The 13,809-nt window shown below is 67.6% G+C and carries 10 protein-coding genes and 5 tRNA genes; 9 read left to right on the top strand and 6 right to left on the bottom strand.

Annotated features, from left to right (window positions below; translation table 11 throughout):
• Positions 1 to 43: 43 nt before the first annotated feature.
• The 5 genes from ACXAFN_RS13435 to ACXAFN_RS13415 all read left to right on the top strand — a co-directional run bounded on the left by ACXAFN_RS13435 (position 44) and on the right by ACXAFN_RS13415 (position 4,038).
• Positions 44 to 985: a ribose-phosphate pyrophosphokinase gene (locus ACXAFN_RS13435; protein WP_474989307.1), complete on the top strand. Its 942-nt coding sequence runs from the start codon at positions 44 to 46 to the stop codon at positions 983 to 985.
• A gap of 118 nt (positions 986 to 1,103) precedes the next feature.
• Positions 1,104 to 1,763, top strand: a complete 660-nt coding sequence (locus tag ACXAFN_RS13430) for a 50S ribosomal protein L25/general stress protein Ctc (RefSeq protein ID WP_474989306.1) — start codon at positions 1,104 to 1,106, stop codon at positions 1,761 to 1,763.
• A 137-nt stretch (positions 1,764 to 1,900) separates the two neighbouring features.
• On the top strand, positions 1,901 to 2,485 hold the full coding sequence (pth, locus tag ACXAFN_RS13425; protein WP_474989305.1) for an aminoacyl-tRNA hydrolase: 585 nt from the start codon (positions 1,901 to 1,903) through the stop codon (positions 2,483 to 2,485).
• 168 nt (positions 2,486 to 2,653) lie between these two features.
• Positions 2,654 to 3,745: a redox-regulated ATPase YchF gene (gene ychF / locus ACXAFN_RS13420; protein ID WP_474989304.1), complete on the top strand. Its 1,092-nt coding sequence runs from the start codon at positions 2,654 to 2,656 to the stop codon at positions 3,743 to 3,745.
• Between the two features lie 216 nt (positions 3,746 to 3,961).
• A tRNA-Met gene (locus tag ACXAFN_RS13415) sits at positions 3,962 to 4,038 on the top strand.
• 185 nt (positions 4,039 to 4,223) lie between these two features.
• Here the strand turns inward: ACXAFN_RS13415 and ACXAFN_RS13410 are convergent.
• Positions 4,224 to 5,522, bottom strand: coding sequence for a M18 family aminopeptidase (locus tag ACXAFN_RS13410; protein ID WP_474989303.1), 1,299 nt, complete (start codon positions 5,520 to 5,522; stop codon positions 4,224 to 4,226).
• Between the two features lie 138 nt (positions 5,523 to 5,660).
• Between ACXAFN_RS13410 and ACXAFN_RS13405 the strand changes: the two genes are divergently transcribed.
• Positions 5,661 to 7,712 carry a carboxy terminal-processing peptidase gene (locus ACXAFN_RS13405; RefSeq protein ID WP_474989302.1) on the top strand — a complete coding sequence of 684 codons (2,052 nt, stop codon included), beginning with the start codon at positions 5,661 to 5,663 and terminating at the stop codon, positions 7,710 to 7,712.
• Positions 7,713 to 7,957: 245 nt separating this feature from the next.
• Here ACXAFN_RS13405 and ACXAFN_RS13400 read toward each other — a convergent pair.
• The 5 genes from ACXAFN_RS13400 to ACXAFN_RS13380 all read right to left on the bottom strand — a co-directional run bounded on the left by ACXAFN_RS13400 (position 7,958) and on the right by ACXAFN_RS13380 (position 9,533).
• Positions 7,958 to 8,033: transfer RNA gene (locus ACXAFN_RS13400), tRNA-Asn, on the bottom strand.
• A 58-nt stretch (positions 8,034 to 8,091) separates the two neighbouring features.
• Positions 8,092 to 8,167 (bottom strand) — tRNA-Asn (locus ACXAFN_RS13395).
• Between the two features lie 49 nt (positions 8,168 to 8,216).
• Positions 8,217 to 8,292 (bottom strand) — tRNA-Asn (locus ACXAFN_RS13390).
• A gap of 132 nt (positions 8,293 to 8,424) precedes the next feature.
• Positions 8,425 to 8,501: transfer RNA gene (locus tag ACXAFN_RS13385), tRNA-Met, on the bottom strand.
• Positions 8,502 to 8,594: 93 nt separating this feature from the next.
• Positions 8,595 to 9,533: a choline ABC transporter substrate-binding protein gene (locus tag ACXAFN_RS13380; protein ID WP_474989301.1), complete on the bottom strand. Its 939-nt coding sequence runs from the start codon at positions 9,531 to 9,533 to the stop codon at positions 8,595 to 8,597.
• 165 nt (positions 9,534 to 9,698) lie between these two features.
• Here ACXAFN_RS13380 and betI point away from each other — a divergent pair, with 165 nt between their 5' ends.
• From betI to betA, 3 genes are all read left to right on the top strand, one after another.
• Positions 9,699 to 10,328 (top strand): transcriptional regulator BetI, encoded by a 630-nt coding sequence (gene betI, locus ACXAFN_RS13375; RefSeq protein ID WP_474989300.1) that lies wholly within the window; start codon positions 9,699 to 9,701, stop codon positions 10,326 to 10,328.
• Between the two features lie 12 nt (positions 10,329 to 10,340).
• Positions 10,341 to 11,807 (top strand): betaine-aldehyde dehydrogenase, encoded by a 1,467-nt coding sequence (betB, locus tag ACXAFN_RS13370; protein WP_474989299.1) that lies wholly within the window; start codon positions 10,341 to 10,343, stop codon positions 11,805 to 11,807.
• Positions 11,808 to 12,083: 276 nt separating this feature from the next.
• Positions 12,084 to 13,775 (top strand): choline dehydrogenase, encoded by a 1,692-nt coding sequence (gene betA / locus ACXAFN_RS13365; RefSeq protein WP_474989298.1) that lies wholly within the window; start codon positions 12,084 to 12,086, stop codon positions 13,773 to 13,775.
• The last annotated feature ends 34 nt before the right edge of the window (positions 13,776 to 13,809 follow it).

The following is a 13,809-nucleotide window of genomic DNA, read 5'->3' as shown; positions in this document are numbered from 1 at the left end:
CGATCCGAACCCTGATGTCCCAACACTGCAAAGGTGGCTGCGCGTGTCAAAATTGATGGTTTTCGCCGGGAACGCCAATCCCGAACTCGCCCAGAAGGTCGCCGAGAGCCTGGACAACCGACTGGGTAACGCCACGGTCGGCCAGTTCAGTGACGGCGAAGTCGCGGTCGAGATCAACGAGAACGTGCGCGGCAAGGACGTCTTCGTCCTGCAGCCCACCTGCGCCCCGACCAACGACAACCTGATGGAAATGATCCTGATGGTGGACGCCCTGCGCCGGGCTTCCGCCAGCCGGGTCACCGCCGTGGTGCCCTACTTCGGCTATGCCCGTCAGGACCGTCGCGTGCGCTCCGCCCGGGTGCCGATCTCGGCCAAGATCGTCGCCGACATGATGGTCAAGGCCGGCGTCGACCGGGTGATGACCATGGATCTGCACGCCGACCAGATCCAGGGCTTCTTCGACGTGCCGGTGGACAACGTCTATGGCTCGCCGATCCTGCTCGACGACATCGAGCGCCAGAACTACGACGACCTGGTGGTGGTCTCCCCCGACGTGGGCGGCGTGGTCCGCGCCCGGGCCATCGCCAAGCAGCTCAACGCCGACCTGGCGATCATCGACAAGCGTCGCCCCCAGGCCAACCAGGCCCAGGTGATGCATATCATCGGCGAGATCCAGGACCGCACCTGCGTGGTGGTGGACGACATGATCGACACCGCCGGCACCCTGTGCAAGGCCGGCGAGGCCCTCAAGGATCATGGCGCCCGCCGCGTGGTGGCCTATGCCACCCACCCGATCCTGTCCGGCCCCGCGGTCGACAACATCACCGGCTCGGTGCTCGACGAGGTGGTGGTCACCGACACCATCCCGCTGTCCGAGACCGCACGCCGCAGCGGGCGCATCCGCCAGCTCAGCGTGGCCGGGCTGATCGCCGAGGCGATCCGCCGGGTCAGCAACGAGGAATCCGTCAGCGCGATGTTCCACTGACGACAGCGTCGTCAGCGCATCGCACGGATACGTGCTCCGGCCCGCCGGAGCGAATGGAACCACCGCCGCCTGGTCGCGGGCGCCGGTGGCTTCCTTACTTCAAGCAAGAGGCAAACTCATGTCCGATTACACACTCACAGCCAGCGTTCGCAGCGACCTGGGGAAAGGTGCGAGCCGCCGCCTGCGTCGTGCGAACCAGCAAGTCCCGGCCATCATCTACGGTGGCGAGAAGGCCCCGGAGACGATCGCCGTCGACAAGACCGCTTTCTACAAGGCGATCGAGGAAGAGGCCTTCTTCTCCTCCGTGATCACCCTGGAAGTGGAAGGCAAGGCCCAGCAGGTCGTGGTGCGTGACCTCCAGCGTCACCCCTACAAGCCGCTGGTGACCCACGCCGACTTCATGCGCATCGACGCCACTCACGAGATCACCATGCGCGTGCCGCTGCACGTGGTGAACGCCGAGACCGCGCCGAGCATCAAGGACGAGGACGGCGAGCTGCACGTCCTGGCCAACGAGGTCGAGGTCAGCTGCCTGCCGAAGGACCTGCCGGACTACCTGGAAGTCGACGTCGCCAACGTCGCCCTGGGGTCCACCCTGCACCTGTCCGACCTCAGCGTGCCGGCCGGCGTGACCCTGGTCGAGCTGAGCCACGGCGAGGACCATGACCAGGCGGTGCTGAGCATCACCCAGGCCAAGGTCCGCGGTGGCGATGCCGAGGAAGGCGAAGAAGGCGAGTCCGCCGAGGGCGGCGCCGAGGACGAGGGCAGCGCCGAGTAACTCGGTGTTGTCAGGGCCGCGCCTCGCGGCGCGGCCCCTCTTCCCGATCAAGCGCTCCGGCGCTTGATTTTTTTTGGGGGACCGCCACTGGCGCGACGCCACACGGGGTCCCGCAAGACGTGTTGGAGGCAGCGAAGATGCATCAGGTCAAAGCCATCATCGGGCTGGCCAACCCCGGCGCCGACTACGAGGCCACCCGCCACAACGCCGGCGCCTGGCTGATCGAGGCCCTGCTCCGCCAGGCCGGCGGCGAACTGCGCCCGGACAAGAAGTTCCTGGGCGGCTACGCCCGTATCCAGCTGGAGGGGCGGGACCTGCATCTGCTCGAGCCCACCACCTTCATGAATCGCAGCGGCGGTGCCGTGGCGGCCCTGGCGAAGTTCTACAAGCTGGCGCCGGACGAGCTGCTGGTGGCCCACGACGAGCTGGATCTGGACCCCGGGACCGCCCGCTACAAGACCGGCGGCGGCCACGGCGGCCACAACGGCCTGCGGGATATCATCCAGGCGCTGGGCAACGACAAGGGCTTCCATCGCCTGCGCATCGGCATCGGCCACCCCGGCGATGCCCGCCAGGTCACCAATTACGTGCTGGGGCGCCCGGGCAAGGCCGACCGCACCGCCATCGATGCGGCCATCGACGAGTGCCTCGCCACCCTCCCCCAGGCCGCCGCCGGGGACTGGTCGAAGGCCATGCAGCGGCTGCACAGCTTCAAGGCGTAAGAGAAAAGAGAGAAGAAGGAAGAGGACGCTGTCGCGCCTTGGAGCACGAGGTAAGGCAGCTGCCTTACCTCTTCCTTCTTCCCTCTTCTGGCTCGCCCCGATGGCATCTCTTAGAATGGCGAACGGCTCTGCCCTCGCCTTCCGGCACACCAATTTCAGGTACATCTTATGGGTTTCAACTGCGGTATCGTCGGCCTGCCCAACGTCGGCAAGTCCACCCTCTTCAATGCCCTGACCAAGTCGGGCATCGACGCCGAGAACTTCCCGTTCTGCACCATCGAGCCCAACGTCGGCATCGTGCCGATGCCGGACCCGCGTCTCGACCGGCTGGCCGAGATCGTGAAGCCCGAGAAGGTCATCCCCACCACCATGGAGTTCGTCGACATCGCCGGCCTGGTGGCGGGGGCTTCCAAGGGCGAAGGCCTGGGCAACCAGTTCCTGGCCAACATCCGCGAGACCCAGGCCATCGCCCACGTGGTGCGCTGCTTCGATAACGACAACGTCATCCACGTGGCCAACGAGGTCGATCCGCGGGCCGACATCGAGACCATCAATCTCGAGCTGGCGCTGGCCGACCTGGACACCGTCGATCGCGCCATCCAGCGCCTGGTGCGCGTGGTCAAGGGCGGCGACAAGGAGGCCATCGCCACCAAGGCGATCCTCGACCGCATCCAGCCGCACCTTGCCGAGGGCCAGCCGCTGCGAAGCTTCGGCCTGGACGACGACGAGAAGCAGCAGCTCAAGAGCTTCGGTTTCCTGACTCTCAAGCCGACCATGTACATCGCGAACGTCAACGAGGACGGCTTCGGCGACAACCCCTACCTCGAGACGGTCAAGGCCATCGCCGCCGAGGAAGGCGCCGTGGTGGTGCCGGTATGCAACCAGATCGAGGCCGAGATCGCCGAGCTCGACGACGATGAGCGCGCCATGTTCCTCGACGAGATGGGCATGGAAGAGCCGGGCCTGGACCGCGTGATCCGCGCCGGCTATTCGCTGCTGGGGCTGCAGACCTACTTCACCGCCGGCGTGAAGGAAGTCCGCGCCTGGACCGTCAAGATCGGCGCCACCGCTCCGGAGGGCGCCGGCGTGATCCACACCGACTTCCAGAAGGGCTTCATCCGCGCCGAGGTGGTCGCCTATGACGACTTCGTCTCGCTGAACGGCGAACAGGGCGCCAAGGACGCCGGCAAGTGGCGCCTGGAAGGCAAGGACTACGTGCTCAAGGACGGCGACGTGGTGCACTTCCGCTTCAATGTCTAGGGGAAACGCTGATTTATGTCACGAGCGAAGAGAGGCTAGCCGTCGCCGGAACGCAAAAACCGCAGTTTACACGTTAGTAAATGAGGATTTTGACCGGGCTCGCGTGCGAGTACCGCCGATGGCCAGGATATCGAGCGCAGTAATAAACCAGTGTTTACCTAGGCCGCCGAGGCTTGACGGCACGGGGTACCATCGGTAATATTCGCCCCCGTTGTCGGCTACGTAGCTCAGCTGGTTAGAGCACATCACTCATAATGATGGGGTCCCCTGTTCGAATCAGGGCGTAGCCACCAGATACCGAAAACCCGCCTGGTTCGCCAGGCGGGTTTTTGCGTTTTGGCCGAAAGGTGAGGCGTGAGGCGTGAGGCGTGAGGCGTGAGGCGTGAGGCGGCATGATGACACCTTATTGCCGCCTCGCAAGCCACCCCGCTTGTCTCAACGCCTGCCCCTCACTCCTTTCACCCCACACCTCACAACATCAGGGCAACTCGCGGCGATCGACGAAGGCGGTCAGCACCCGGGTCAGGTGCGCCACGTCCCGGGCGCCCGCGGTCTCGCGGATCGAGTGCATGGCCCATTGGGGCACCCCAACGTCCAGGGTCGGCACGCCGAGTTCGGTGGCGGTGATCGGCCCGATGGTGCTGCCGCAGCCCATGTCGGCGCGGGTCACGAAGGTCTGCACCGGCACCTCGGCCTCCCGACACAGCGTCCTGAACAGGGCCGCGGTAGCGCTGTTGGTGGCGTAACGCTGGTTGGCGTTGACCTTGATCACCGGCCCCTCGTTGAGCGCCGGGCCGTGGGCGTCGTCATGCTTGTCGCGGAAGTTCGGATGCAGGGCATGGGCGTTGTCGCAGGAGATCATCCTCGAGGCCTGGATCAGGCGGATATACCCCTCCTCGCTGCCGTCGCCCAGCTGGGCGTTGACCCGCCTGAGCACGTCGCCCAGGAAGGGCCCCTGGGCGCCGCAGGCGCTGGCACTGCCCACTTCCTCGTGGTCGTTGGCCACCAGCACCGCCCCCTGAGTGCCGTCGCTCGCCAGCAGCGCCTCGAGGCCGATAAAGCACGATAGCAGGTTGTCGAGCCGCGCCGAGGCGATCAGCTCGCCCTCCACGCCGACCCGGCCCGGCGGCTGCATGTCGTGGAAGCCCAGCTCGAAGTCGACGATCTCGACGTCGCCGAGGCCGTGCTCGGCCTCGAGCCAGCCGCGCAGCAGCCGGTCCAGGTCGGCCGACTCGCCGCCCTGCAGGAAGACCGGCGCCATCTGGGTCTGGGCGTTGATCGCCCGACCGCTGTTGGCCTCGCGATCGAGATGGATCGCCAGGCTCGGGATGATCGCCACGGCGCGGTCGACGTTGAGCAGCACGCCCTCCAGCCGACCGTCGGGGTGGCGTACATGGACCCGGCCGGCGAGCCCCAGGTCACGGTCGTACCAGGGCGCCAGCAGCGCGCCGCCATAGACCTCGACGCCGAGCTGCAGCCAGCCGGCGGCGGTCTGCGGCGCATGGGGCTTGAGGCGCAGACCGGGGCTGTCGGTGTGGGCGCCGATCATGCGCAGCGCCGAGAGCGGCTCGCCCGGCAGCTGCAGGGCGATGATCGAGGAATCGTTGCGCGTCACGAAGACCCGCTCGCCCGGCGCCAGCCGCCAGGCCTGGGTCTCGTCGAGGCGCCGAAAGCCGGCGGCTTCGAGGCGCTCGGCCATGTTGGCCGTGGCGTGCCAGGGGGTGGGCGAGCGGCGCAGGAAGTCGAGCAGCCGCTCGAGCGGGGCATCCTGGGACATGGAACTCCTCTCGGTGTCGTATCTTGGGGTCATGGGAACTCGACCGAGCTGCTACAATGGCGGCTCTGTCCGTGCAACTCGTGAGCCGATTCACGGTCTGGACGCTAGAGTGTACATGAATCCGGGAGTGCTTCATCGATGAGCCTGTTTGTGACCCTGGGTCGTGCCGCGGCCCTGGCCCTGCTGCTGGGTGCCGGCCCGGCCCAGGCGGCGTTCACCGCCACCGACGCCCAGCGCCAGGCCGCCGCGGAAGTGGCCGAATCGCTGCGCTACGGCCACTACGCGGACGTCAGCTTCGACGATGACTGGTCGCGGCAGGCCTTCGGGCGCTACCTGGACCTGCTCGACGGTCAGCGGGCCTACCTGCTGAAGCGCGACGTCGACGCCTTCGAGGACCTGTCGACCCGCCTGGACGACGCCCTGCTGGACGGCGATCTCGCCCGCCCCTATGCCCTCTACGAGCGCTATCACGAGCGCGCCGAGGCGCGCCTGGAGTGGCTCCTCGAGCGGCTCGACGGGCTCGACTACCGCTTCGACGGCGACCAGCGCATGGCCCTGGACCGCGAGGATGCGCCCTGGCCGCATCGCGAGTCGGCCCTCGACGAGCTGTGGCGCAAGCGCCTGGAGAATGCCGCCCTGACGCTGTCGATCAGCGACCAGGAGCCGGAGGAGATCGAGGACACCCTGCGCCAGCGCTACGAGAACCAGCTGACGCGCCTGGAACAGACCAACGCCGAGGACGTCTTCGGCCTGTTCATGGCCGCGGTGACCGGCAGCATCGACCCCCACAGCGAATACCTGTCGCCCCGCCAGAGCGAGTCCTTCGACATCCAGATGAAGCTCTCGCTGGAAGGCATCGGCGCCCTGCTGCAGGCCGATGGCGAGCACGTCAAGGTGGCCAGCCTGGTGCCCGGCGGCCCCGCCGAGAAGGCCGGCGTGCTCAAGCCCGCCGACCGCATCGTCGGCGTCGGCCAGGAAGGCGAGGAGATGGTCAACGTGGTGGGCATGCGGCTGGACGACGTGGTCGACATGATCCGCGGCCCCAAGGGCTCGGTGGTACGCCTCGACGTGGTGCCCGCCCAGGCCGTCGACACCACTCGCTCCAAGGTCGTGGAGATCACCCGCGACACCGTCAAGCTCGAGGACCAGGCCGCCCATGGCGAGGTCATCGAGGTCGAACGCGACGACGGACTGCATCGCCTGGGCGTCATCGAGGTGCCCACCTTCTACGTGGACTTCGATGCCTGGCAGGCCGGCGAGTCGGACTACCGCAGCACCACCCGCGACGTGGCCAGGGAGATCGAGCGCCTCAAGACCGAGGACGTGGAAGGCATCGTGCTCGACCTGCGCGACAACGGCGGCGGCGCCCTGCAGGAGGCCAACTCGATGATCGGCCTGTTCATCGATCGCGGCCCCACCGTCCAGGTCCGCGATGCCCGCGGCCGCATCAGCCTGTACGGCGACACCGAGAGCGGCACCCTCTACGACGGCCCGCTGGCGGTGCTGGTCAACCGCCTCTCGGCCTCGGCCTCGGAGATCTTCGCCGGCGCCATCCAGGACTACGGGCGCGGCCTGGTGGTGGGCAGCGACACCTTCGGCAAGGGCACGGTGCAGACCCTCGACGAGCTCAGCCACGGCCAGATCAAGCTCACCCGCGCCAAGTTCTACCGCATCTCCGGAGAGAGCACCCAGCATCGCGGCGTCACCCCCGACATCCGCTTCCCGAGCCTGGTGGACCCGGACACCATCGGCGAGAGCAGCCTCGATAACGCCCTGGCCTGGGACCGAGTACGCAAGGTGCAGTATCGCCGCTACGGCGAGCCGGAGCGCTATCTCGACACCCTGCGCCAGCGTCATCGACAGCGCGCCGACGACCACCCCAACTTCCACTACCTGGAACGCCAGGCCCAGCTCGCCGACCGGCTGCGCGAGCAGCACACCAGCGTCAGCCTCAACCGCGAGCAGCGCCAGCGCGAGGCCGAGGCCCAGGAAGCCGAGCAGCTCGCCCTGGAGAACCAGCGCCGCGTGGCACTGGGCCTCGCCCCCCTGGAGGAGTGGGTCGATGCCCGAGACGAGGACACCGAAGAGGCGCAGCCCATCGACCGCGCCCAGGTGGTGGAGAGCGCCGAGATCCTGCTCGACTACGCGCGACTGGATCACGGCCTGCGCATCGCCGACCACGACGACTGATCGCCGTTTTCCTCGCCACGCCATGACCGACGCCGGGCCCTGCGCCCGGCGTCGTCGTTCACGCGACGCTCAGGGGCCGACGACGCGCCCCGCACGGGTCACGCGCATGGCACGCAGACAAGCGACGGCCGCTACCGTCAGCGACGGGAAACATCGGCGCGCACGGGCACGAGCCGGCGTCGATCAGCGATGCGGAAAATCGCGCAGAGATGCGGAAAATCAGGGCGAAAGGCAAGGCATGGCATTGGCTCCCCGAGCAGGACTCGAACCTGCGACCCAATGATTAACAGTCATTTGCTCTACCAACTGAGCTATCGGGGAAGAATCGGTGCGCCCTGGCGGGCTGTTTCATGAGCCCTGGCGGGCTGGAAGGGCAAGCTGGCTCCCCGAGCAGGACTCGAACCTGCGACCCAATGATTAACAGTCATTTGCTCTACCAACTGAGCTATCGGGGAATGACCTTCAGCTTGTACTACCGTGGTGCTCGTTGCTCTGGGACGAAGCTGGCTCCCCGAGCAGGACTCGAACCTGCGACCCAATGATTAACAGTCATTTGCTCTACCAACTGAGCTATCGGGGAATGGCCTCGAGCACGGGGCGTAGTATACGGATCCGCTTGTAAACGTCAAGGCCCGGTTCCCGGGGCGAGCCCCGGCCCTGAAACGCAAGACGCCCGCCGGGCGCTGGGCCTGGCGGGCGTCTCGCGATGTCCTGGTGGCTACGCCCTGACTCGAACAGGGGACCCCATCATTATGAGTGATGTGCTCTAACCAACTGAGCTACGTAGCCATTTTCCACGCTGCGGGGCCAAGCCCCGACAACGGGTGTGGATTATGCACGGCGGCCCGCCCCAAGGCAAGCCCACCGTGCCCTACCCCGGGATCAGAGGGACAACGCTTGCTCGACCGCCGGCAGGCCCGGCTCGCCCTCGGCGGTGGTCACGCCGTCGAGCCAGCCCTCGAGCACCTCGGGGTTGTCCTGCAGATAGCCACGCGCGGCCTCGCGCGGGTCGGTGCCTTCGTCCATGATCTCGCCCATCAACTGGTTCTCCATCTCCAGGGTGAAGGAGAGATTGTTCAGCAGCGTGCCGACGTTGGGGCAGGATTCGGCATAGCCGGCACGGGTGTTGGTATAGACGGTGGCGCCGCCAAGGTTGGGGCCGAAGTAGTCGTCGGCGCCTTCCAGATAAGCGATGTCGAAGTTGGTGTTCATCGGGTGCGGCTCCCAGCCGAGGAACACCATCCAGGTCTCGTCCGACTCGCGGGCGCTCAGCTCGGCGAGCATGCCGGCCTCGCTGGAGTCGACCAGTTGCCAGTCGCCCAGGCCGAAGGCGTCGTCGTCGATCATGTCCTGGATGAGCTGGTTGCCGTCGTTGCCGGCCTCGATGCCGTGCAGGGTGGCATCGAACTGCTCGGCGTGCTCGTCCAGGTCGGCCACCGAGGTGACGCCCGCGTCATGGACGTACTGGGGCACCGCCAGGGTGTACTTGGCGCCCTCCAGGTTGGCGCCCAGGCGATCCACCTGGCCGCGCTCCACGTAGGGATCGCTGATCGAGGCCATGGACGGCATCCAGTTGCCGAGGAAGACGTCGAAGTCGCCGTTCTTCATGCCCGAGTAGGCGATGGGCACGGAGACGGTGTCGACCCGGGTCTCGTAGCCGAGCGATTCGAGCACCTCGGTGGTCAGGGCGGTGGTCGCGGTGATGTCCGTCCAGCCTACCTCGGCGAAGCGAACCGGCTGGCAGCCCTCCTCGGCGGCCATCAGCGGTGAAGCGGAAAACGCCAGTGCGGTGGTCGCCAGGCCCATGGTCATCTTGTTCATCGCGTGTCTCCCTTGGGTTGGACAATGAGTATAGTCTGGTAGGAAATCCGGCTTGCCGGCGTTTTTATTGATTGAACGTTCAATAAAAAAATGGCAAGCTGTGGCTATCTTAACCATGCTCCAGGGCATGGTTGCAAGACGAACCCCGGGAGAGGAGTCAGCAAGGTGCCCAAGGTTGGAATGGAACCCATTCGTCGCCAGCAGCTGATCAAGGCCACCATGGCGGCCATCGACGAGGTCGGCCTGGCCGACGCCACGGTGGTGCGCATCGCGCGTCATGCCGGCGTCTCCGCCGGCATCATCAGCCACTACTTCGGCGGCAAGGATGGCCTGCTGGAGGCGACGATGCGCCAGATCCTCAACGACCTGGGCGAAGCGGTGTCGGCGCGGCGTCGGGCGCTCGCCGCCGACGACCCGGTCGCCCACCTGGCGGCGATCATCGACGGCAACTTCGATCGTTCCCAGGTCACCGGGCCGGTGGCCAAGACCTGGCTGGCCTTCTGGGCCAGCAGCATGCACCGCCCCGTCCTGGCGCGGCTGCAGAACGTCAACGACCGCCGCCTCTACGCCAATCTCTGTCACCAGTTCCGCCGGCTGCTGCCCAAGCCCCAGGCGCGCGATGCCGCGCGCGCCCTGGCCGCCATGATCGACGGCCTGTGGCTGCGTGGCGCCCTGACCCCCGAGGGACTGGACAGCGACCGCGCACGCCGTTTGGCCCGTGACTACCTCGAGCAGTTGCTCAAGGCCCACGGCCTCGACACCCGACATCCCGAGCCTCTCTCACTCGAGTCCTGACTGGAGGTCCCCATGACCCACGCAACCGAATCCCTCTATATCGACGGCCGCCGGGTGGACGCCACCTCCGGTGAGACCTTCCCGGTCGTCAATCCCTATGACGGCAGCACCCTCGCCGAGGTCCAGCAGGCCAGCGAGGCGGACGTTGACGCCGCCGTCGCCGCCGCCCGTCGCGGCCAGCGCGTGTGGGCAGCAATGACCGGCATGGAGCGCGCCCGGGTGCTGCAGCGCGCCGTGGCGCTGCTTCGCGAGCGCAACGACGAAATTGCCGAACTGGAGAGCCGCAACACCGGCAAGCCGATCAGCGAGACCCGCGAGGTCGACATCGTCACCGGCGCCGACGTGCTCGAGTATTACGCCGGCCTGGCCCCGGCCATCGAGGGCAGCCAGATCCCGCTGCGCGACACCTCCTTCGTCTATACCCGCCGCGAGCCGCTGGGCGTGATCGGCAGCATCGGCGCCTGGAACTACCCGATCCAGATCGCCTGCTGGAAGTCCGCGCCGGCGCTGGCCGCCGGCAACGCCGTGGTGTTCAAGCCCAGCGAGGTCACGCCGCTGACCGCCATGGCACTGGCCGAGTGCCTCACCGAGGCCGGCCTGCCCGACGGCGTGTTCAACGTGGTCCACGGCGACGCCCGGGTCGGCCAGCTGATCACCGGCCACGGCGACATCGACAAGGTGTCCTTCACCGGCGAGGTGGGCACCGGCAAGAAGGTGATGTCTGCCTCCGCGGCGTCCAGCCTCAAGGACGTGACCATGGAGCTGGGCGGCAAGTCGCCGCTGATCGTGTTCGACGACGCCGACCTGGACCGCGCCGCCGACGCCGCCATGATGGCCAACTTCTATTCCAGCGGGCAGATCTGCACCAACGGCACCCGGGTGTTCGTGGCCAGCGCCGTCAAGAAGGCCTTCGAGGCCAAGATCGCCGAGCGCGTGGCACGCATCAAGGCCGGCGACCCGCAGGACCCGGCCGTCAACTTCGGCCCGCTGGTGAGCTTCGAGCACCAGGAGAAGGTGCTGTCCTACATCGCCATCGGCAAGCAGGAAGGCGCCCGGGTGCTGGCCGGCGGCGAGGCCTGGGACCAGGGCGAGTGGGCCAACGGGGCCTGGGCCGCGCCCACGGTGTTCACCGACTGCAGCGACGAGATGCGCATCGTGCGCGAGGAGATCTTCGGCCCGGTGATGTCGGTCCTCGCCTTCGACGACGAGGAAGAGGTGATCCGTCGCGCCAACGACACCGCCTACGGCCTGGCCGCGGGCGTGTTCACCGAGGGGCTGAACCGCGCCCACCGCGTCATCCATCGGCTGGAAGCCGGCATCTGCTGGGTCAACACCTGGGGCGAGTCCCCCGCCGAGATGCCGGTGGGCGGCTACAAGCAGTCCGGCGTCGGCCGCGAGAACGGCGTCGAGACCCTGGCCCACTACACCCAGACCAAGTCGGTGCAGGTCGAGATGGGCGCCTTCGAATCGGTGTTCTGAGGCCGGCGTAGGACCCGGGGAGGTAAGGCGCTTCCCCGGGGACGGCTCTGCGAGGAGGCGCTGTGAACCCTTCCCTGGGCGCTACCGACGCCATCCCTGGCGTAGGACCTCCTCTTCGAGCCGCCCCCGGCGCGCCTTACGCCCGGCGTCGGAGACGTCCCCTCCGACACCCTTTCAAGACCATGACCGGAACGCGGGGCCACCGGCGTTCCCGACCGGCGAGCGGCGCCCCAGCCGCTCGCCACGAGACCCTTTTGACTGTTTCAGGGAGGCTCCATGTCGCAGTCCCGTGAGTTCGATTACGTCATCATCGGCGCCGGCTCGGCCGGCAACGTCCTGGCCACCCGCCTGACCGAGGATCCGGACGTCAGCGTGCTGCTGCTCGAGGCCGGCGGCAAGGATCACCGCTTCGACTTCCGCACCCAGATGCCGGCGGCGCTGGCCTATCCGCTGCAAGGCAAGCGCTACAACTGGGCCTTCGAGACCGACCCGGAGCCGCACATGGACGGCCGGCGCATGGAGTGCGGTCGCGGCAAGGGCCTGGGCGGCTCCTCGCTGATCAACGGCATGTGCTACATCCGCGGCAACGCCCTGGACTACGACGGCTGGGCCAAGCGCGACGGCCTGGCGGACTGGACCTACGCCGACTGCCTGCCCTACTTCAGGAAGGCCGAGACCCGCGACATCGGCGCGAACGACTATCACGGCGGCGAGGGCCCGGTCAGCGTGACCACGCCGAAGGACGGCAACAATCCGCTGTATCACGCCTTCATCGAGGCGGGCCAGCAGGCCGGCTACCCGGCCACCGAGGACGTCAACGGCTACCAGCAGGAAGGCTTCGGCCCCATGGACCGCTTCGTCACCCCGAACGGTCGCCGCGCCTCCACCGCCCGCGGCTACCTCGACCAGGCCAAGCCGCGCGCGAACCTGACCATCGAGACCCGCGCCACCACCGACGTCATCACCTTCGAGGGCCAGCGTGCCACCGGCGTGCGCTACGCGCGTGGCGGCCAGTCCCAGGAGGTCAAGGCGCGTCGCGAGGTGCTGCTGTGCGCCGGCGCCATCGCCTCGCCGCAGATCCTGCAGCGCTCCGGCATCGGCCCTCAGGACGTGCTCGAGGAGTTCGGCATCCCCCCGGTCAAGGTCAACGAGAACGTCGGCGCCCACCTCCAGGATCACCTGGAGATGTACATCCAGTACGAGTGCAAGCAGCCGATCTCGCTGTATCCGGCGCTCAAGTGGTACAACCAGCCGAAGATCGGCGCCGAGTGGATGCTGTTCGGCACCGGCGTGGGCGCCAGCAACCAGTTCGAGGCCGCCGGCTTCATCCGCTCGCGCGACGACGAGGAGTGGCCGAACCTGCAGTACCACTTCCTGCCCATCGCCATCAGCTACAACGGCAAGAGCGCGGTACAGGCCCACGGCTTCCAGGCCCACGTCGGCTCCATGCGTTCCGAGAGCGAAGGCCGGGTGCGCCTGACCTCGCTCGATCCCAAGGCCGCGCCCTCGATCCTGTTCAACTACATGTCCACCGAGAAGGACTGGCAGGAATTCCGCGACGCCATCCGCCTGACCCGCGAGATCATCGCGCAGCCGGCCATGGACGCCTACCGCGGCCGCGAGATCTCCCCGGGGCCGAACGTGCAGAGCGACGCCGAGCTCGATGCCTTCGTCCGCGAGCACGCCGAGACCGCCTACCACCCCTGCGGCAGCTGCCGCATGGGCGAGGGTGACGACGCCGTGGTCGACGGCGCCGGTCGTGTCCACGGCGTGGAGGGCCTGCGGGTGGTCGATGCCTCGCTGTTCCCGGTGATCCCCACCGGCAACCTCAACGCGCCGACGATCATGCTGGCCGAGAAGATGGCCGACAAGATCCGCGACCGCGCACCGCTGCCGAGGAGCGACGCCCCCTACTACGTCGCCCACGGCGCCCCGGCCCAGCGGGAACCGCAGCGCCGCACGGCCTGATCGCGCCACCGGCAGCACCGAGACGCCTCGCCCC

It is taken from the genome of Halomonas sp. ABH4_019 (assembly GCF_056159885.1).
Note: the sequence above shows the minus strand (reverse complement) of the source record. Positions and strands in the feature narration are given on the sequence as shown.

Bases quoted from the DNA above. Each gene is read 5' to 3' on its own strand.
- ACXAFN_RS13430 (WP_474989306.1), top strand. From the start codon at position 1,104: ATGTCCGATTACACACTCACAGCCAGCGTTCGCAGCGACCTGGGGAAA.
- pth (WP_474989305.1), top strand. From the start codon at position 1,901: ATGCATCAGGTCAAAGCCATCATCGGGCTGGCCAACCCCGGCGCCGAC.
- ychF (WP_474989304.1), top strand. From the start codon at position 2,654: ATGGGTTTCAACTGCGGTATCGTCGGCCTGCCCAACGTCGGCAAGTCC.
- ACXAFN_RS13410 (WP_474989303.1), bottom strand. From the start codon at position 5,522: ATGTCCCAGGATGCCCCGCTCGAGCGGCTGCTCGACTTCCTGCGCCGC.
- ACXAFN_RS13405 (WP_474989302.1), top strand. From the start codon at position 5,661: ATGAGCCTGTTTGTGACCCTGGGTCGTGCCGCGGCCCTGGCCCTGCTG.
- ACXAFN_RS13380 (WP_474989301.1), bottom strand. From the start codon at position 9,533: ATGAACAAGATGACCATGGGCCTGGCGACCACCGCACTGGCGTTTTCC.
- betB (WP_474989299.1), top strand. From the start codon at position 10,341: ATGACCCACGCAACCGAATCCCTCTATATCGACGGCCGCCGGGTGGAC.
- betA (WP_474989298.1), top strand. From the start codon at position 12,084: ATGTCGCAGTCCCGTGAGTTCGATTACGTCATCATCGGCGCCGGCTCG.